This window comes from Priestia sp. JNUCC 25 (assembly GCF_053667915.1).
Genome location: NZ_CM132211.1, coordinates 3,170,047 through 3,188,846 on the forward strand (window position 1 = coordinate 3,170,047; position 18,800 = coordinate 3,188,846).

The window sequence follows — 18,800 nt, forward strand, 5'->3', positions numbered from 1 at the left end:
TCACGTTTTGATTAAGTTATACCCTACACATTGAAGAGCTTGTTGAATATTTTTCACGACTTTTAACTGTAAGTTTCTCAAATCATGATTTTTAATTTGCTCTTTCGCAAATGTTGGCGTTACACCTGTTATAACTGCTTGTGCACCCATGAGCTGAAGTGCTGTAATCATTTTAAAGAAGAAATTCGGAAACTCTTTTTCTCTCAAAAGCAGCTTCGATAAATCAATGATAAAGTAATCTATTTCATTATGAGATGCATCGTGAAGCACATCTGTCATAATCTGATCCGCCCGCTCTTTATCAATAATACCTTGAAGAGAAAGAATCGAAACACCTTCTGTAATTGGAATAATTGGGACGCTTAAAAATCCCATCTGATATCGTGTTTCATCCAGATCGATCATGTGGGATAAGATACCTGCCATTGATTGTAAAAAATCAATGTCTTCTCCTGAAAATTCTTTTTCTTCCTTGTCCATTACACAGAGTGTTCCAAATACATTTCCTTTTAAATCTTTTAATGTGACACCTAAAAAACCTTTTACCTGCAATTGATCCGTTACTTCTAGCTGTCTTGTAACGGCATCCTTCATCAGATTTGCCGTATGCATAACGTCTCCGTCATTCATAATAATTAAGCGGCAGTATGTACCTCCGTATTCAACGCTGTATCCTTCAGGAATAATCTCTTCCTCCTCGTTATATGAGCTGAGGACCGTCATCGCTGTTTCTCCTCTTCTAGTTACGTACGTTGTGCTGACATTCAGCTGTTTGGTAATAACCTCAAATAATTTTTGCGAAACAGACCGCAGTGAATAAAAATGAGGAACTTTATTTTCTCCATCAACGTTCATTTAGTTACCTCCATCGCAACTATCATTCTCTCTGCCATAAGTGCATTCTTTCATAAAGATACGCACAGCTTGGCTATAACTTTTTTGTAGTATGAGAGAGGACGGCTATATTGCCTCTTTTCTATCTTATACATGCTAGATTTGACATATGACATGATTTCACATAAGAAAAACTTCTTCCGTTCATGAAGGAAGAAGTTTTAAATTATATAAAAATCTTACACGTCCCCATCTTCCCTCTGTTCCCTCTATTAGGATATATCAAACTAAACTGCCTAATTCAATTATGGATCAAAAAGCAAACACTTATAGAAAAACAGCGAGATTGGCATTCTATGCAAGGAAAGCATAGAACACAGGGTATTAGAGCTTCTGCTTCATCCGGTTGTTCCATTCTCTTCGCAGAATTCCCATTTTGACACTATCAAAATATTCCCCGTTTACGATACGAGCTTCTCTGATTCTTGCTTCTTCTTTCATACCTATTTTTGCCGCTGTTTTGATCATTCTGATATTGCCTGACCACGTAGACATGCCGAGTCTATGCAAAGGTGTAAACTCAAATAAAAAGTTGATCCACATTCCATAAGCTTCTGTCCCATATCCTCCGCTCCAATAGTCTGAGTCGTAAATGACAATTCCAGTTTCCAGCCAGTCTGTATATTTGTCCACCCAGTAACAGCTCACTGTTCCCACAGCTTTTTCATCAATGATGACCGCAAGGAGTTGAGGAACGTCTGGAAAAAGCTCATGCTCTTTGTCAAATGAATTCATATATTTTTCTTTCGTAAGCCTTTCTTCTAGTATGTAAGGAGCATTCCATTTTTTCGCTTCTTGTTTTTTCTCTTCATATTTCCAGTAATAGAGCGTATTAGCATCTTCCTGTGTCGCTTCTCTTAGCAACACTTTTTTTCCTATTAGTTTTATCATGAGAGGCATTACTCCTTGATTTATGAAATGGCTTATTAAATTCTAGAAACTTAAAGCGATTCTTAATACACATTTGTACAATCATAGCGTTGAATAATGAAGAAAAGGAGTAAATTTATAAAGAATATTATTGCTACTGCCAATCAGCAGATGAAAATGAAAAGTAACTTATCCTGCTTTGCCTGTAAAACACCGAGACAATATATATGCTCCCGGTGTTTTTTGTTTTTGCTCTATTCATTATTCGCGTTTTCCATAACTGCAAAATAATTATCTTCACTGTCTGAAAAGTTAAAGACTTTTCCTGAAGGCATAGATACGATTTCTCCCACCGTTACGCCTTTAGCTGTTAAATCTCTGTATAATTCATCCACATTCTCTGTAAAAAACATCAGTGAAGGAGTCCCAACATTTAATTCTGGCTGCATTTTTGCTATTAGCTGTTTGTTATGAAGGATAATGGTTGTTTCAGCATTCGCTGCCGGTGCCAGCTCAATCCACCTCATACCTTGTTCATTATTTTGTTCAGACATAACATGAAATCCCATCTTTTCTGTCCAAAACTTTACCGCTTGATCTTGATCGTTTACATATACCATAATTTGACCGACTTTTGTAATCATTGTTTTCACTCCTTTGATATATTTGATATACATGAAATAATTTCTTCCGCTACTGTATCTGCCGACTTTTCCTTTGTGTAGATCGTTTGCTTTGCCAACTTTTGATTGGATGGGTGCTTTACAAAATGTTTGTTAAGTTCAAAAACATCGTTGTCATCCGTTATTTGAAGCAATCTTTGATGCAATATTTGTATGGACTCTTCTTTGTCAGTACTCGGAAGCAGTAAAAACAGAGACTGGTAAGGTTTTAAGGTCTTTTCCACTTGTTGAAACAGCTTTATGTCTTCATACACCGAGTGACCGGCGCCAAAATCAATTACCGCGTGCTTGTAATCTTCTAGTATTCTTTTAACAGCATAGGCTTCAAACGGTTTCCAATAGGCGTACATGCCTTGAAATCCTTGTTTTTCTCGAATTTGTTGCTGTGTTTTTTTGCTGAATCCTATTTCCCGGTAGTAGGAAAATCGCACTTCATCCATTGAGCACTGAGGAATCTTTAGTTTGGCTGCCACTTTTTCACCGACCGTCGTTTTTCCAGCGCACATAGGTCCAATGAGAATAATAGGGGTTTGCATATGCTCTCTCCTTATTTCACTTCCAATACAAACGCGTACGATGCATCTCCATTAGATACATTTTTTTGACTTTCATCCATCCACCACACTGAATATGAGTAGTAGTACGTGCCTGCTTTAGAAGGTGTTTTCAGCTTATTTTTCTTCAGTGGTATTTCCACTTCATGGTTGTTTTGTATTTGTGCCATATGCTTTTCGTTGGGCTGCCGCTTATACTTGATAACAAGCGATAGCGATTCATTTGCTTTTACTTTAATAGGCTTTTCGGTTTTTAATAATTCTAAAGGGCCTGCTTTATCCACACACGTGTTTTTCCAGCAGTACGTGCCAACTTTTGTTTCATAAAGATGGTTGCTTGCTTCGAGATACGCTTTTGGCGGAGATTCTTCAAGAACTCCACTGCTTGAACATCCTGTAAAGCTTGCCATGAGAAGTCCAAACGCGGCTGTTTTCTATGTTCTCATCATTTCATCACCTTTTTATTATTTCTTCATGGCTCTTTCATTTCCTGTTTCTTATTTTATTCCTTCCTAAATAGCGTTATTTTATTTTCGCTACACGCTTTTTACAGAAGTGGAATATGAATAACTAACCCATCTACTAACAAAGGAGTGAACGTATGGAGGCGCCAAATTAAGATGACAAATATACCCATAATGAAGAAAGCAAAGTAAGTTTTGAAGAGCTACTTGCTGCAGGAAATTCTTTAAAAACAATCGGTCAAATTATGGAGCTGATTGGAGCTACAAATCTCTTTTCTCTTAATGAACGACCAACTCCTGGAGACAAACAAGTCGTATCGGGAATTGTGCTTCAAACGATTGGTCAAATTATTCATACGACCGGAATTTTTCAGCAGCTAGGAGAGCCAAGTGATGAAGTGATGCTTCAGGGACAGAAAAATGAAATTGCTGGAACGTCATTAAAAACGGCAGGAGAGATTAACTTATTTAACGAAGAACAAGAAAGTACGCCTCCATCGCTTAATTTTATACCATAAAAAAAGTGCTGCTCTTGACAAGAGCAGCACTTTTTTAGACTTGCACGCTATTTGATTCTACTAATTTCCCATCTTCCATCCACACAACGCGATCGCATAAATCCAGCATTCTTTGATCATGGGTAACCATTACAGCTGACTTGCCCCTTAGCTTCACTTCATCTGCGAGCATTTGCACGACTGCTCTTCCTCGCTCTGAATCCAAGCTTGCTGTAGGCTCGTCTGCAAAGATAATTTCAGGGTTATTCATCCACGCTCTTGCAATCGCTACCCGCTGACGCTCTCCGCCGGATAGACTTTCAGGGTAGTGATGTTTTCGATGAGCAAGCCCTAGTTTTTCAAGCAAATCATCCGATCTTTTTTTCGCTTCTTTATTTCGATTTCCTTCTAGTTCCGTTACAAGAAGAAGCTGATCGCGAACCGTTAAATACGGAATTAAATTAGCTGATTGAAAGATAAAGCCGATTTTCTTCAAGCGGATGCTGTTCATTTGCCCGGGAGACATTTTATTAATCTCGTCTCCATCAATAATTACACGTCCGCTAGACGGTGAAAGCAGCGCCCCTGCAATAGATAAAAAGGTACTTTTCCCAGAACCTGAAGGACCGACAATCGCCACAAGCTCTCCGGCTTTTACACGCAGCGATAGATCATTTAACACGACTACAGCGTTTTCTCCTTCTCCAAACGACTTGCTAACACTCTCTAAAACTAATTTTTCTTCACTCATTATACAGCCCTCCCAATCGCTTCAACCGCATCTACTTTTGCTACGCGATACAGCGACAATAATGAACTCAGTACAGAAACAGCTATAAACAGCGCCGAACAGCCTGCGATTAGCGATAAATCCAAGTGAAATGGCATCGAATCCGGCAATATAGCAGCTACTCCGTATGTCAATCCAATACTAATAGCAAGACTGCATAAAGTTAACACAACCACTTGAGATAAAATCGTTCGCGCTAAATAGCTTGTTTTTGCTCCTATCGCTTTTAACACCCCAAACTGATTCATTTTTTGAAGCGTCATCACGTAGAAAAAAACGGCTAATACAAAAGCTCCAATGATAAACAGAAACGCGACCATCATTAAAAGTGAGCCTTGTTCTTCTTGATAACCCGGAATTCCTTTTAACGCTTCATCCTTACTGATTACATCGATTTCAGCTTCTTTTTTTTGAAGAGTCTGTGCTTGCTGGCTGTTCATATTCAATACGACTGCATTAAAGGCACCTGTGCTTTCAATTGTCTTCCACTCTGTAAGATTAATATGAATAACAGGCGCGTGACTAAACGACTGATTTTTTGTAAAACCAACAATCCTAAAGCTTTTTCCTGAAGCCGTATCTTTTATCGTATCACCTAGCTTTACTCCTTCTTCTTTTAACGAAGAGTCCGCCACGGCTTCATGTTTCGCATCGTCCGTAATCATCTTCCCTTCTATTACGTTCGGAGCTAAAAAGCCGCTTGTGCTTATGGCAAAAAACGAGGCGTCTATTTTTTTCTGTTTTCCTTCATTTATAACGGCTGTCATCATCACACCAAGCGGCTCAGCATTTTTCTTGCCGCTTAGTTGTTGAATATCTTCTGTTTTGTTTGCGGATATAACAGAGCGCGTCAGGCGCTGATCCGCTTCTTTTTGAAGCACAACGTAATTTCCTTTCATTTCTTGAACAGCTGAAGCATTGTCAGAGGAAAGCCCCTTTGCTAAGCCTGATACAAAAAGCACAAGCCATACAATTAACACCATAATCACGCCAATGAGTAAGTAGCGCAGCTTCGCATGTTTCAATTCACGTAAAGCCAAAAACATCTTTCTTTCATCTCCTTTTTTAATTCTATTTAAAGTATAAAAATAAAAAATGAATGGAAGATGAACGGCTCATTACATTTTCGGAAGATAAACGTGAAAGGTGCTGCCTTTTCCTTTTTCACTTTCAACGTGAATGGAACCTCCGTGCATTTCGACAATTTGCTTCACAATCGCTAAACCAAGACCGCTGCTTCCTTCCGTCCGGCTTCTTGCTTTATCTTCTTTATAAAAACGATTAAAAATATGCGGGAGGCTTTCTTTTGACATGCCGATTCCCGTATCTTGAAATTCAACGTGGCAATGCGTTTCTTCCATCTGCACGCGAAGAGACAGCGTTCCTCCTTCTTCCGTAAACTTTACGCTGTTTGTAATCAAGTTTGTCCACACTTGATGAAGCAGTTTTTGATCGCCTGAAATCATCGTTGAAGGAAGATCCATTTCAATAGCTAACTCTTTTTCACGCCAGCTCCACTCTGTCATAAACAGCACTTGCTTGATTTGAGCTGCAACATCAAACGGGATTTTGTCGATATTCTGACTTTCTTTATCAAGTGAAGCAAGCGTAAGCAGTTGTTTGCTGAGCGACGACATGCGCCGGCTTTCTTCTTCAATAATAGACAGATACTCATTTCTTTGTTCATCAGAAAGATGTGCAGAACGGAGCGTTTTCGAAAATCCTTGAATGGACGCCAGCGGAGACTGAATTTCATGCGACACGTTGGATACAAATTCTTGGCGCATCTCTTCAAGCTGCTCTAAACTTTTAGCCATCTCAGAAAAGTGTGAAGCAAGCGCGCCGATTTCGTCTCGGCGCTTTACGTACAGCTCGACGTTGTATTTTCCTTTTGCCACTTGTTTTGTCGCTTCCGTTAGCTTGACAATTGGTTTTACTAAATAACGCGTACTAATAAGTACAAATAAAATACTTAATATAATCATCACCAGTAAAATAACCGAGAAAAAAATGCGCATTTCCCCGAACTGCAGCTGAATATCAGGGCGGATAAACAGCGCTTGCTGCTTATTACTTTCTCCTTTTAACGGCACGCCGATGGTATTGGCTAACTCATTATCAAAAAATCCCGTCACAAACACCTGTGAAGGAAATTCTGCAATTCCGTGATACATTTTTCCGTCCAGTACTTGTTTGACAGCACTCTTTTCTAAGCGCTGATTTCTAAATTTCCGTCCGTAAAACGTCTCATGTCCGCTGCTGTCCACCACATATATTTGATAGCCTAATTTACTAATATGCTGTAAATAAGCTTGTTGATCCACGCCCCTATTGCTTTCGTAAAAGCTCGCAATGTCTTTTGCCATACGCGTAAGCTTTTGATCGTTATAAGGTTTTAAGCTGTACTGATAATAAACGTTTGCTAAAATAAACGCTAGGAGACTGCTAAATACCATTACAGCGATGGTCGTCAGGACAATCCGCAAATAGAGCGTCTTCATTTTGCCTTCACCTCAAGCTTATAGCCGACTCCTCGAACCGTCGTAATGACAAAATCATCGGTATGTTCAAACCTTTCGCGCAGCCTTTTTACGTGTACATCGATTGTGCGGTTATCTCCGTTAAAATCCGCTCCCCATATCAGATGAATTAATTCTTCTCTTGTGAAAATTCTTCCTGGATAGCTCGCAAGCTGAGCTAATAATTCAAATTCTTTCATTGGAAGAATTAACAGTCGCCCGCTGCAGTGCACTTCATAGCTTTTTCGGTCGATAGAGGTGTTGTTCAGCACGATCATTTTTTCATTTACCACTTCGTACCGGCGAAGCAGGGCTTTGATTCGGAAAATCAATTCTTTTGGTTCAAACGGTTTTGTCACATAGTCATCTGTTCCTGCTAAAAAGCCTTTTTCTTTGTCTTCCAGCTGATCTTTTGCCGTTAATAAAATAATGGGAAAATCATAATAGCTGCGTATTTCTTCGCAAACTTCATACCCGTCTTTATGAGGCATCATAATATCGACAACCGCTAAATGAATGTGCTGCTTAGCCAGCAGACCCGAAGCTTCCTCACCGTCTTCTGCTTCATGCACCACATAGCCTTCAAGCTGCAAATAGTGACGAACTAATTGCCGCATATGCTCATCGTCATCCGCCAGTAAAATGTGAATCATTTCTTCTGCCACTCCTTTTATCAACCATTTAAAATGGCGGCCTTTTGGCCGCCATTATTTATTCTTTCAGTATCTATCTGTTTACTAGTGTAACCAAACGCCGTGGTCCTATTGCGTTTTTATTAGGATAAGAACTTATTGTGAACAGCAGATGAACAGCTTGTTACAAAATCCATTCACCGCGCGCAATCATCTCTACTTTTCCGCCTACTTGAATGTGAAATTTCTCTCCGTCATAACTAGCTTTTACATACAGCAGTGAAGGTCTTCCTATTTCGTATCCTTGTTCTATACGTATATCAATAGCTGGTTGATTAAAATAGCAGCATTTAACTAAATATGCTGCTAAACAGCCGTTGGCGCTGCCGGTTGCCGCATCTTCTGGAACGCCGTAGTAGTCGGCAAAATCTCGCACGTTTAGCTGATGATCTTGGTGATAGGTTTCCGGCGAAAAGACCATAATTGCTTTTGCTTCCGTGTCTTCTATCAGTTTGAAATATTTTTCTTTGTCTACATTTATCTCTTTAGCTGCTTCTAATGATGTTAACGGGACAAGGATAACCGGCAGACCGGTGGATACTTCTTGAACAGGAAAACGCGTGTCGATATAAGCTTTATCAAGGTTTAACACGTCCGCCACTCGCTTTTTATCAAGCACTTTCCCAAACGTCGGCTGACCTTGTGTCATCCACAGCACATCTTTTGGTTCATCGTATGTAACGGGCGTAGGACCTGCTTTATAATGAAGAATAAGCTCCTCTGTATCTTTTTCTTCTAGTTCTTCTCGGATAACATAAGCGGTTCCGAGCGTCGGATGTCCTGCAAATGGCACTTCTTCATTAGGCGTAAAAATTCGCACGTTATATTCCCCTTTTGCAGAAGAAGACGTAATAAACGTCGTTTCAGAGAAATTAATTTCTTTAGCTATTTGCTGCATCTCTTTGTCTGAAAGGTTTCCTGCGTCTTTAAAAACTGCGAGCTGATTTCCCGTATATTTTCTCTGTGCAAATACATCAACAATGGAATACTGAATACTTTTCATTTATGTGTTCCTTTCTAAAGCAAATTTTCATGTATAAAATAGGTCATTACGTTTTTCTTTAAAGCCTCATATTGCTCCTTATTCGTATCCATAAACGCTTCTTCCCGACTGGATAAAATGTCTGCATAATGGAGAGGCTCGCGAAATTGTTCTTGTGTAAAATCACAGCGCTGTCCATCAAGCTGATTATAGAAATGCCAGCCTTCTTTACACGGAGTTTTTAAAATATATCCTCCTTTTAGATCTTGAACGACAAGGGCCGTTACGCCGCACTGTCCCTTAGAAGGATTATCAGCCGTCCACTTCGTGCTTGAATGAATTGACCACGATTGGTGCAGGGCTTTCTTTAAATGATTCATGCTCAAGCAGCTCCTTTTTCTTCAAATCTACCATATTATTCTTTTTTATGAAACTTCTTGTTGAAAAACCCATAGCACAAATATTCTTACTTTAAAAATAATTTAAGGAAGAATAGAAAAATACTAGAAATAATGTATAATAATAGAGTCATTTTAGATGATAGATTATAACCAACGAAAGGTGTTTTAAATGGAAGAACAAGCAGTAAATGAACTCGTTTCTTTTGAAGAAGAGCATAAAGTAGTTCGAACGAATACGTCGTATTATGATTTAAAATGGGGAAAAACAGCCAATCCAGCTAAAAACAAAACGTGGAACTGGGCAGCCTTTTTTCTGACAAGCGCTTGGTTTGCATACCGAAAAATGTATAAGCACTTTTTTATTTTATCGCTTATTGAAGTAATTTGGTTTTCCCTTTTGTGCTTTGTAGACATACCAGAGTGGTCCGATGCAATTGTGTTCGGCGGCGCTTCACTTATTACAGGGCTATGTGCAAACCGCTGGTATTATAAGCATGTTAAAAACGTGTTAGCTCGAGCCGAAGCTCAGCCGGAGCAGCGGAAAGAAGCTTATCTGCAAATAAAAGGCGGCACTCACATCGGAATTGCTATTGGTTTAAGCATCTTGGTGCTTGTAATTACTTTTGGAGTCGGAGCGGGATTATCATTTTTACCAACAAAAACGAATATTAAAGATGTAGTTCGCTACGGCGACGAAGCAATTACGCTTGAAACGTACAACGATCATCCAAAATGGAACTATATTAAAAAAGAAGGCCGTCATCATGTTGTACAATTTACCGGCTACGATTATACAGAAAAAGAGCATGTACGCATTGTGTTTAACGTTTATTTGGATAAACAAATTTACGAATGGGACAAAATTTACATCAACGGTAAAAAGTTAAATAAAAAAGATGCGGAAGACTATGAATATTGGATTGAAGACAGTTCAGCATATTAAAAAGGTCAGCAAAAAAGAAAGGATGAGTGCTTGCTCTCCTTTCTTTTTTGTTTTATCTTAAAGCGTCAAAGGCAGCTTCACCGTCACTACCGTCCCGTTCTCATCACTTTCAATCGCAAGCTTACCGTTATGCTCGTTGATGATCGTTTTACAAATAGAAAGCCCTAGCCCCATGCCTGTTCCATCTTTTGTTGAGAAAAATGGATTTCCTACTTTATTAATAATGGATAGCGGAATGCCAGAGCCGGTATCTTGAATGTCAATAAGAGCCCAACCTTCCCATTCTTTGATAATAAGATTTACTTCGCCGCGTTTCTTTTTCTCCATTGCTTCAATGGCGTTTTTCAAAAGATTCATAAACACTTGTCTCATTTGAGCAGGATCGATTGATACAAGCGGAATGGCTCCTTCTATTCTTACGTTCATTTCGACATTATACAGCGCAGCTTCACTTTTCAAGAAAGCAACGGTATCATGAATAACTTCTACAATCGATACGATTTCTTTTTTAGGCGCTGTTGGCTGCGTAACAAGCAAGAAGTTGTTAATGAGTTCATTCATACGATCCAGTTCATCAAGAACAATTTTTTGAAAAGGCTCTGCCTGTTCATTTTCATTAAATAGAAATTGGATAAAGCCGCGCACCGACTGCATCGGGTTTCGAATCTCATGCGCTAACCCTGCTGCTAGCTGCCCTACGAGCGCCAGTTTATCAAGCTGCAGAATTTTCTCTTCAATTTTCGGCAAAACAGCCGCTTGATTTTTATAAATAATATGAGACAAAATACCAGCCAGCCGGTTTAACCCTTGAATTTCACTTTCGCTAAACTGATAAGGATCCGGATCGACCGCGCATAAGGTACCAAACATTCTCCCGTCTTCTAGCACGATAGGTGTTCCTAAATAAGAACCTACCCGAGCACCATCAATGATGGCTAAATTAGACGTTCTAACATCGCGTATTGTATTGGGAATAACAAGGGGTTCATCACACGTGACTAAGTTGCATACCGCAAGCTCTAACGGCAGCGTCAGTCCATCCTCTACAAGGCTGCCCCCTTCTTTATTAAAGGCTTTCATAACTGAAAATTGTTCGTCGAAAATCCCTACAAACAGCGTCCTGCTTCCGACTACTTCGCTAGCCATCTGCAATACATCCCAAACGGCTTTTTCATTGATGTTCCTCTCTTCCATTACCTTAGTCACCTACTATTTAAATATAGACTGTTCTATTCTCTTATTCTCATTATAAATTTTAAATGTAAAAACGTATATCAAAATTTTAAGAACTCGTTTATTTCTTTTATTTCATCATTAGGGTTAAGGATAGCCAAGACTTGATGGTCTTCCCATATGCCATTAATATTTACATTTTTTCTAGCAATTCCTTCCCTATGAAACCCTGCTTTTTCGAGTACGCGCTGAGAAGGCAAATTACGTGGCATGACGCCGGCTTCAATGCGGTGAAGATGCAGCTCTTCAAACGCATAGCCAACAAGTACTTTTACAGCTTCTGTTGCGTACCCTTTTCCATTATGATGCTGATCTAGAAAATAGCCGATAAACGCGCTTTGTAAAGATCCGCGCAGCACTTGAAAAAGACTAATGGTGCCAATCAACTTATTATTCTCTTTGTGAAAAAGACCAAAATAGTATTCTTCATCGTTTTTCCTATTCTCTTCATGACGCTGAATTTTTTCTACTTGGCTTTCCAACGTATAAAAAGAATGCTCTCGAATCATAGAAAACTGTTCAAAAAAGCCGCGATTGTCCTTTTGTAACCGAAGGCTGTCATGCGCATCGCTGACAGTTAACGGGCGTAAATAAATAGAGTGACCCTCTATCATACTATGTCTCTCCTCTACTTCAAGAAATATATGTAAAAAAAGAAGGCTTTTTAAAAACCTTCCATTTTCTCACATATTAAACTTTTCTCGTTTGAATGTAAAGTTCTAAATCACTGCTTTTCTTCGTTGTAATATGTTCTGCTATGATTTTAGCTAGCACCATATTATACACCGTTCCGTTATCTCCATATCCGCTTAGAAAGTAACAGTTAGGCATTTCGTCATATATTCCGATAAGGGGAAGCCCGTCATGAGTGCCTCCGTAATAAGCGCTTATGTAATAATCAGCTTCAACTTGAAGATGAGGAAAAAGCTTATTGAACTCTTTTAAAAGTTTGTCTCTTTTATGAACGAGTTTGGCATCACGTTCTTGCGGCACAATCGTGTTTTCATCAAGACCGCCTATAATGACCCGATTATCGGAAGTTGTTCTCATGTAAATATACGGTCGAGCGGTTTCCCAAATTAAATTTCGATTTTTCCATCCTGTAAAATCCTTTACAGGAGTCGTAACGATAGCATAGGAACTTGTGAGTACAGCTTTTTTCTCTCTCTTAAATTCTTGATTTTCATAGCCTCCTGCCATAATGACATATTTAGCTTTGATTTGTGATTTATTTTTAGTGAAAAATACAGCTTCATCTTTTTCTAACTTTTGACCGACAATTTCTGTTTCTTCAAACATCCGAACCCCATGCTGTTTTCCATACTCTAACAGACCGAGTGTAAAGCTGTAAGGGTTCAGCTCTGCATCATTTTTAATAAGCATTGCCATTCGTTTTTTAAATCCATAGTCTTTTTCAATTTGGTCTTCTGATAAGATTTCAGCTTCAAATCCATGCTTTTGCATATAAAAATAGTCTTTATTTATCTTCGTGATATCTTCTTCATAACTTGCATAATACAAGCTGTCTCTTCTTATAAATTCTGCATTAATCGGAAGCTTTTTAGCTGCTTCCTCAATATCTGTAATAGCCTGTTCGCACAGCTTATAATGACGGACTGTTTTTTCTTCTCCAAACGTGTTGACTAATTCGTAAAACAATTTATCTCCTAAATATTGAATAAGAGAGGTATTTACAATTGTACTTCCATGCCCTGCTTTACGTTTATCAACAACCACAACATCAAGCCCCTGCTCACATAAATAGTAAGCACATTGTGCACCTGAACTTCCTCCTCCAATAATAAGAACATCGCACTCAATATCTTCCTCTAGAGATGGGTATACAGGCGGCTTCGCTACAGTTGTCTGCCAATAAGGGTTTCCAGATAATAAATCCATGCAAACGCCTCCTTTCTTCTCTGTATTATGCCCAATATAAGCTAATTTTTGCATGCAGCAGGATGAAAGTATGTGGGTTAAGCTTTTCGAGAATAGTAAGCAGGTTATTAACGTAGAGGTCAAGTGATTAAAGAAGCCATTCATTAAACTAATCTTCTATACAATAGAATTAATCATGACTCTTAATACCATGAGCATATAAAGTGCACGACTAAAGTATTGATAAACATCATGTTGTGATCTTCTGCTTTAGACACAGACTTCCAGTAAGTGCGTAAATATATAACTTCTTCACTACATAAAAAACTCCACGCAAAAGCCACCTGGAAAATCACCAGATGGTTTTTTATATTAAGCGGAGTGCACGCTCTGATTAACTGCTGATGGATATAAATCCTTACGTTCCAAAACAGACTTCTTTATAGAAAAGAATGATGTAAAAAAGACTTCTTCTGAGATTTTTCTTTTACTTGCGTTTAACAGCCGCAGCCAAAGCCATAACCGCCGTAGCCGCCGTAACCGCCATACGGATAACCACCGTAACCGTAGCCGTAGCCACCATAGCCATATGGTGATAACAGTGAGCCTGCTACTAGCCCTCCTGCTAATCCTCCTAAAAATGGACCCCCAAAGCCAAAGCCGAATGGTCTGCCAAAGCCAAACGGGCGTCCGAAACCAAACGGTCTGCCAATAAACCTTTCATCTGCGTGTTGTAGTTGATGATGATCTTGAGAATACATAGTAGGTAAAAAATGCATTTCTGAATTCATAAGAGAAACCTCCGTTTTTTTGTTTTTGCTTTCACTCATGAATATGCATTTACCTATTCGCTGTCTTAGGCAAATATCTTGGTTATGCTGAAAATAAGGGAAAAGAATTACGAAAAAAAGCAAATTACTAGATTTATATGAAAATGAGCTTGATTTCTCTTTAGTACCTAATACATACAAAAAGAAGCGGATCCTGACTTAGAATGGTATACGGAAAGTACTAACGTGTTTATTTCATAGTAAAAAATAAGAAGCCGAAGAAAAAATTCTTCGGCTTCTTTTTCATTATGTACGCAGGCTAAGGAGGAAGTGGTATTAGCCTGCTTCGTTATAACATGGGGGCTCATATATGAGATCTTGGGATGATTCATCCTATGTAGAAAGTGAAAAAAAGTACCGTGTCCATCTTATTTTCTTATCTTTTTTTATTTTCATTGAAATCATTGGATATTTTTGGAGCACTTTTGCATTTCAGGCATATGTTAAAAATGTACTCAGAACTTGGAGGTGAAATATATGGGCTTCTATGGTGGCTGTGGTTATGGCGGTTACGGTTACGGCGGCGGCTGCGGGTTTGGCAGTGGCTTTGCTTTAATCATCGTATTATTCATTTTATTAATCATCATCGGCTGTGCTTGCTGGGGAGGATTTGGCGGTTGCTAATCATTAGAAATAATGATGAACAGCTTCATTTCCACTAATTTTTTTACCAAAAGCTAGCTTTCCACTTTATTATGAAAAAGCAGTGTCCACATAATGGGCACTGTTTTTAAATGTGCTTATGAACCGGATAATAATAAGACTAACGTAAAAAAATGGATTTTTTAACCTGCGGTTTCTTGTCTACTTCTTCCCATCATCTTATTTTTCTTGTTCATAGTTCCTTTTCTTCTACATATTAATAGAAGATAAAAAGATTAATTAAAAAGAGAGTCACTCCGCAACTCTCTTCCTGCTCTATGTAGATGCTAAACATTAAACAAACGTTTTTTTCAAGACAACGCGCTGATCATTTACAGTATAGCCGTTTCTTTCATAAAACGCCTGTGCAGCTCCTCTAGTCGCCGTCAAGAGATACAAGCTGTTGATATCGTGTCTTTGAAGTTCATTCTCAAACCGGCTTAAGATAGCTGAACCATATCCTTTTCCTTGCACGCTTGCGCTGACGCAAAGCTCGGCCACGTAAAAGGTCATACCGCTGTATGATTTTTTCGCGTGACCTGCAATCATTCCAATCAAATCTCCTTGGTCATAAAATAAATAACCCATAAATTTAGGTGTGTTCAGTAAATCAGTCAGCCTTTCTCTAGCTGATTTCTCTGTCCAAGGCTCATTCCAAGGTTTTTTTGTAAATACATTCATATACAAGTTAATGCACTGCTGCATATTCTCTCCAGTGAGAGGTACTACTTTTTCGATCATTTTTATGCTTCCTTTTTTGTTTAGTTTGAAGGCTTGTTAACAATTCGCTCGTACATTTCCGGCAGGTGCTTAATTTTATAATCAATCGTCTCAAGCTTGTGATAGATTTCTTCGATTTCTTTTTGTACCGCTTTTTTATGATCCATCAGCATTTGCAGACTTTTATCAAGCACGGCATTTTCAAGCGTACAGTTTTCAATAAGCGTCCGAATGTCCTTGATTTGCATACCTGTGCTTTTTAAGCAGCAAATTAAATCAATCCATTCAATATCTTGTTCTTTAAAAATACGATTCCCTGACGCTGTACGATCTAAAAATGGAAAAAGCCCTTCTTTATCATAATAGCGAATGGTATAAATTGTCACGTTCAATTTCTTTGCAACTTGTGAAATGGTATACGTCATACTGCTTCCTCCTACACCTTAAACTTCTCAGAAAAACATGATGAGTTTGTCTTGACCTCTAGTTATCTCGAGGGTTTATTCTTTTATAGTCTTCTTCATTGAGCTCTTTATGCTGCAGATTTTTTGTACAAGCAGCAAGCAACATATATTTAAACCTGAAAGGATGAATACGATGAATACTGCTCGCATGATGCTTACCATTGTAATTGGCGGTTTTATTGCCTTTTTGTTAGGTCTTGGCGTCACAAAAATAATTGAGCTGCTGCTAAATCTTTTTCTAGCTTAACCAGTAGTTACTTATCGTAAAACGCAGGTAACTCCGTTCTATATCCGAACGGAGTTACCTTCTTTATTTTAAGAACTGCAGCGCTTAAGGCACCATGTTGCCAGCGGCTTTATAAATATCGTACCACTCTTCGCGCGTTAACTTGATTTCTGAACCTTTACTTGCATCTTTCATACGCTGAATATTTGTAGTACCAAGCACTACTTGAATATTTGCAGGATGAGTTGTGATCCACGCAACGGCAATCGCTGTATTCGTCACGCTATATTTACTTGCGATGCGATCAATCACTTCGTTTAGCTTTCCAAATTTCTCTTTATCCCCTAGGAAAGGTCCTTCGAAAAATCCGTTTTGGAATGGCGACCACGCTTGAAGCGTTATATCATTTAAACGGCAATATTCAAGCACGCTGCTGTCGCGGTTCACAGCTTGGTCGATGCCCATATTTAAAGAAATACCAGAGTCAATGATTGGCGTATGTGCGATGCTGAACTGCACTTGGTTTACGACAAGCTTTTGGCCGATGTATTTTTCAAGCAGCTGAATTTGCGCTGGGTTGTGGTTCGACACACCAAAGTGACGTACCTTTCCGCTGCTTTGAAGCTCATTAAACGCTTCTGCTACTTCTTCAGGATCCATTAGCGGATCTGGGCGATGAAGTAATAAAAGATCTAAGTAATCTGTTTTCAAACGCTCTAAGCTGCCGTTAACAGAGTCTATAATATGCTTCTTTGAAAAGTCATAGTAATTTTTCGCTGAGTTAATGCCGCATTTACTTTGAATCACCATTTTCTCACGAAGACTTGAATTCATTTGTATAGCGTTTGCAAAATACTCTTCGCATTGTCCTACATAATCAGGACCATAAATATCAGCATGGTCAAAAAAGTTAATTTCTTCTTCCATCGCTGTGCGGATTAGCTTCTCTGCTTCTTGTAAAGAAAGCTCTGTTAAACGCATATTTCCCATAATTAAATTTGATACGTGTAAGTCAGTATTAGCAATTGTATGATACTTCATATAAAGCCCCTCCTTGAAATGATACTACTACAAGATAAACCATAGAGTTAACTCTAGGTCAAGCAGAAAGAATAAAAGATTTTATAAGCAACGACGGTAAAACACCCTATCTTTTTTGGTAAAAAGATGAAATACTAGGTTGTGGTGTGATAAAAGTCACTGCCGCTGTGCATTTCATTTAGTAGTATATGTTACGTTGTTTTCTTCCTTTTTATCGAAGCTTATTTCATAGCAATACATTAATCTATCAGGCAAAGGAGCTTATCAATCACTATGCAGAAACCGAAAGCAAAACGATTTGAAATACAGTATTCCGTTCTAAAAGATGAAGCCAAAATCAAAGGAACTTTTGTGATAGAATCTGCTAAAAACCGAGATGACGCATCAAGACTTGCTAAATTAAATGTCTCTACAAAAGAAAGAGTGTTTATTCAATATGTAAAGATTTTAAAAGTCAAACGAGTTTCTACAGATTCGGCGGCAAAGTGACATTTGTTTGCTTCTTCTTTTAGCAAGCCCCCATTTATGCTGAAAGTGTCGTCTCAGAAGATGCTTGTTTCGTTCGTGTGAGTAATAGAACTAATCCAATAATACAAGTTGTGCCAATCCATTGATAAAAACCAAAAGGCTCTTTCAGCCAAACAACGGTTGTAATAACAGCGGCTAAAGGCTCTAAACTTCCAAGCAAACTCGTTTCTTTAGGTAAAAGACTTTGCAGGCTTTCTACATAAAACCAAAAAGCAAGCATCGTGCCAAAAATAATGACAAATAAAATATATCCGCAGGTTATTGGTGATAAGCTTGACGCTTCCCAAGGAGGATGAATAAAGCTCATTACGCTTCCCCCAATTACCATTGACCAGCCAACGATGACAAGCGAACTGTACTTTTTAATCAGCGGCACCGCATACAGCGTATAAAAAGCAGCCGCTACGCCTGACAGCACTCCCCAAACAACGGCAGATACGGGAACAGACAGCTGAGAAATAGAGCCGTTTGTTAATAAAAAAAAGCAGCCCCCCAGTGCCAGCAAAACAGTGATGACGTCTTGTCGCGTAAATATAGACTGCTTGCGCAAAAGCAAATAGATGATAATCATCACCGGTGATAAATACTGCAGCAGCGTAGCTACTGCTGCATTTCCATGCTTAATAGAAGCCATATACGTATACTGAACGGCAAGCATACCAACTATGGCAAAAACGACGAGCTGAAAAGCTGACTTTCGGTTCTTCCATACTCCAAGTATGTGAGAACGATTACTCTTTATACATGAAATCATTAGCAGCAAAAAACCCGCAATGAGCAGCCGTACTGAAACAAGCCAGTCTACACTGATTTCAAATTCTTGAAAAAGCTTTTGAGCAACCGTTCCTCCCATCCCCCAACATATAGCTCCAGTTGTTACAAAGAAGAACCCTTTTTTTCTGCTGAGATCGTTCATCTTTCATCCCTCACTTTTATTATAAGAATAGTG

General features: G+C 38.8%; 23 protein-coding genes. 4 read left to right on the plus strand and 19 right to left on the minus strand.

Annotated elements, in window-relative coordinates; genetic code table 11:
* The 5 genes from JNUCC25_RS16375 to JNUCC25_RS16395 all read right to left on the minus strand — a co-directional run bounded on the left by JNUCC25_RS16375 (position 1) and on the right by JNUCC25_RS16395 (position 3,411).
* Entirely contained in the window at positions 1-855 is an 855-nt protein-coding gene (locus tag JNUCC25_RS16375; RefSeq protein WP_029322934.1) for a GAF domain-containing protein, read from the minus strand.
* Positions 856-1,218: 363 nt separating this feature from the next.
* On the minus strand, positions 1,219-1,785 hold the full coding sequence (locus JNUCC25_RS16380; RefSeq protein ID WP_029322936.1) for a GNAT family N-acetyltransferase: 567 nt from the start codon (positions 1,783-1,785) through the stop codon (positions 1,219-1,221).
* A gap of 233 nt (positions 1,786-2,018) precedes the next feature.
* A complete protein-coding gene (locus JNUCC25_RS16385) occupies positions 2,019-2,408 on the minus strand; it encodes a VOC family protein (RefSeq protein ID WP_029322939.1) in 390 nt (129 codons plus the stop codon).
* Between the two features lie 5 nt (positions 2,409-2,413).
* On the minus strand, positions 2,414-2,983 hold the full coding sequence (locus JNUCC25_RS16390) for a shikimate kinase (protein WP_454222151.1): 570 nt from the start codon (positions 2,981-2,983) through the stop codon (positions 2,414-2,416).
* An 11-nt stretch (positions 2,984-2,994) separates the two neighbouring features.
* Positions 2,995-3,411: a hypothetical protein gene (locus JNUCC25_RS16395; RefSeq protein ID WP_263032904.1), complete on the minus strand. Its 417-nt coding sequence runs from the start codon at positions 3,409-3,411 to the stop codon at positions 2,995-2,997.
* 299 nt (positions 3,412-3,710) lie between these two features.
* On the opposite strand from JNUCC25_RS16395, the gene JNUCC25_RS16400 reads away from it, so the two are divergent.
* Positions 3,711-3,983, plus strand: a complete 273-nt coding sequence (locus tag JNUCC25_RS16400; RefSeq protein ID WP_454222153.1) for a hypothetical protein — start codon at positions 3,711-3,713, stop codon at positions 3,981-3,983.
* A 34-nt stretch (positions 3,984-4,017) separates the two neighbouring features.
* On the opposite strand, the gene JNUCC25_RS16405 is transcribed toward JNUCC25_RS16400, so the two are convergent.
* The 6 genes from JNUCC25_RS16405 to JNUCC25_RS16430 form a co-directional block, all read right to left on the minus strand.
* On the minus strand, positions 4,018-4,713 hold the full coding sequence (locus JNUCC25_RS16405; RefSeq protein ID WP_263032903.1) for an ABC transporter ATP-binding protein: 696 nt from the start codon (positions 4,711-4,713) through the stop codon (positions 4,018-4,020).
* Positions 4,713-5,798 (minus strand): ABC transporter permease, encoded by a 1,086-nt coding sequence (locus tag JNUCC25_RS16410; RefSeq protein WP_263032902.1) that lies wholly within the window; start codon positions 5,796-5,798, stop codon positions 4,713-4,715. The genes JNUCC25_RS16405 and JNUCC25_RS16410 overlap by 1 nt, the downstream gene beginning before the upstream one ends.
* A 72-nt stretch (positions 5,799-5,870) precedes the next feature.
* Positions 5,871-7,253, minus strand: a complete 1,383-nt coding sequence (locus JNUCC25_RS16415) for a sensor histidine kinase (RefSeq protein ID WP_263032901.1) — start codon at positions 7,251-7,253, stop codon at positions 5,871-5,873.
* The gene (locus JNUCC25_RS16420; protein WP_029322953.1) at positions 7,250-7,924 is read right to left on the minus strand and encodes a response regulator transcription factor; all 675 of its coding nucleotides are present in this window, start codon (positions 7,922-7,924) and stop codon (positions 7,250-7,252) included. Before JNUCC25_RS16420 ends, JNUCC25_RS16415 begins: the two co-directional genes overlap by 4 nt.
* Positions 7,925-8,087: 163 nt before the next feature.
* Positions 8,088-8,966 carry a PhzF family phenazine biosynthesis protein gene (locus JNUCC25_RS16425; protein WP_387568377.1) on the minus strand — a complete coding sequence of 293 codons (879 nt, stop codon included), beginning with the start codon at positions 8,964-8,966 and terminating at the stop codon, positions 8,088-8,090.
* A 14-nt stretch (positions 8,967-8,980) separates the two neighbouring features.
* Positions 8,981-9,325 (minus strand): YunG family protein, encoded by a 345-nt coding sequence (locus tag JNUCC25_RS16430; RefSeq protein WP_029322957.1) that lies wholly within the window; start codon positions 9,323-9,325, stop codon positions 8,981-8,983.
* A 190-nt stretch (positions 9,326-9,515) separates the two neighbouring features.
* Between JNUCC25_RS16430 and JNUCC25_RS16435 the strand changes: the two genes are divergently transcribed.
* Positions 9,516-10,289, plus strand: coding sequence for a DUF2628 domain-containing protein (locus JNUCC25_RS16435; protein WP_387568371.1), 774 nt, complete (start codon positions 9,516-9,518; stop codon positions 10,287-10,289).
* 57 nt (positions 10,290-10,346) lie between these two features.
* Here JNUCC25_RS16435 and JNUCC25_RS16440 read toward each other — a convergent pair whose 3' ends face one another.
* The 4 genes from JNUCC25_RS16440 to JNUCC25_RS16455 all read right to left on the minus strand — a co-directional run bounded on the left by JNUCC25_RS16440 (position 10,347) and on the right by JNUCC25_RS16455 (position 14,191).
* Entirely contained in the window at positions 10,347-11,483 is a 1,137-nt protein-coding gene (locus JNUCC25_RS16440; protein ID WP_029322963.1) for a GAF domain-containing sensor histidine kinase, read from the minus strand.
* Positions 11,484-11,563: 80 nt separating this feature from the next.
* Positions 11,564-12,136 carry a GNAT family N-acetyltransferase gene (locus JNUCC25_RS16445; RefSeq protein ID WP_078081979.1) on the minus strand — a complete coding sequence of 191 codons (573 nt, stop codon included), beginning with the start codon at positions 12,134-12,136 and terminating at the stop codon, positions 11,564-11,566.
* 76 nt (positions 12,137-12,212) lie between these two features.
* Positions 12,213-13,421, minus strand: coding sequence for an NAD(P)/FAD-dependent oxidoreductase (locus JNUCC25_RS16450; RefSeq protein WP_029322968.1), 1,209 nt, complete (start codon positions 13,419-13,421; stop codon positions 12,213-12,215).
* Between the two features lie 476 nt (positions 13,422-13,897).
* A complete protein-coding gene (locus JNUCC25_RS16455) occupies positions 13,898-14,191 on the minus strand; it encodes a hypothetical protein (RefSeq protein WP_035439060.1) in 294 nt (97 codons plus the stop codon).
* A 516-nt stretch (positions 14,192-14,707) separates the two neighbouring features.
* Here JNUCC25_RS16455 and JNUCC25_RS16460 point away from each other — a divergent pair.
* The gene (locus JNUCC25_RS16460; protein ID WP_013057978.1) at positions 14,708-14,854 is read left to right on the plus strand and encodes a YjcZ family sporulation protein; all 147 of its coding nucleotides are present in this window, start codon (positions 14,708-14,710) and stop codon (positions 14,852-14,854) included.
* Positions 14,855-15,166: 312 nt separating this feature from the next.
* Here JNUCC25_RS16460 and JNUCC25_RS16465 read toward each other — a convergent pair whose 3' ends face one another.
* The 3 genes from JNUCC25_RS16465 to JNUCC25_RS16475 form a co-directional block, all read right to left on the minus strand.
* Positions 15,167-15,613 (minus strand): GNAT family N-acetyltransferase, encoded by a 447-nt coding sequence (locus JNUCC25_RS16465; protein ID WP_078081980.1) that lies wholly within the window; start codon positions 15,611-15,613, stop codon positions 15,167-15,169.
* A gap of 20 nt (positions 15,614-15,633) precedes the next feature.
* Entirely contained in the window at positions 15,634-16,017 is a 384-nt protein-coding gene (locus tag JNUCC25_RS16470; protein WP_013057980.1) for a MerR family transcriptional regulator, read from the minus strand.
* A gap of 370 nt (positions 16,018-16,387) precedes the next feature.
* On the minus strand, positions 16,388-17,323 hold the full coding sequence (locus tag JNUCC25_RS16475) for an aldo/keto reductase (protein ID WP_053487497.1): 936 nt from the start codon (positions 17,321-17,323) through the stop codon (positions 16,388-16,390).
* A gap of 273 nt (positions 17,324-17,596) precedes the next feature.
* Between JNUCC25_RS16475 and JNUCC25_RS16480 the strand changes: the two genes are divergently transcribed.
* Complete coding sequence (locus JNUCC25_RS16480; protein ID WP_029322976.1) at positions 17,597-17,812, plus strand: hypothetical protein; 216 nt, start codon at positions 17,597-17,599, stop codon at positions 17,810-17,812.
* Between the two features lie 34 nt (positions 17,813-17,846).
* On the opposite strand, the gene JNUCC25_RS16485 is transcribed toward JNUCC25_RS16480, so the two are convergent.
* Complete coding sequence (locus JNUCC25_RS16485; protein ID WP_064471871.1) at positions 17,847-18,767, minus strand: EamA family transporter; 921 nt, start codon at positions 18,765-18,767, stop codon at positions 17,847-17,849.
* Positions 18,768-18,800: the final 33 nt, after the last annotated feature.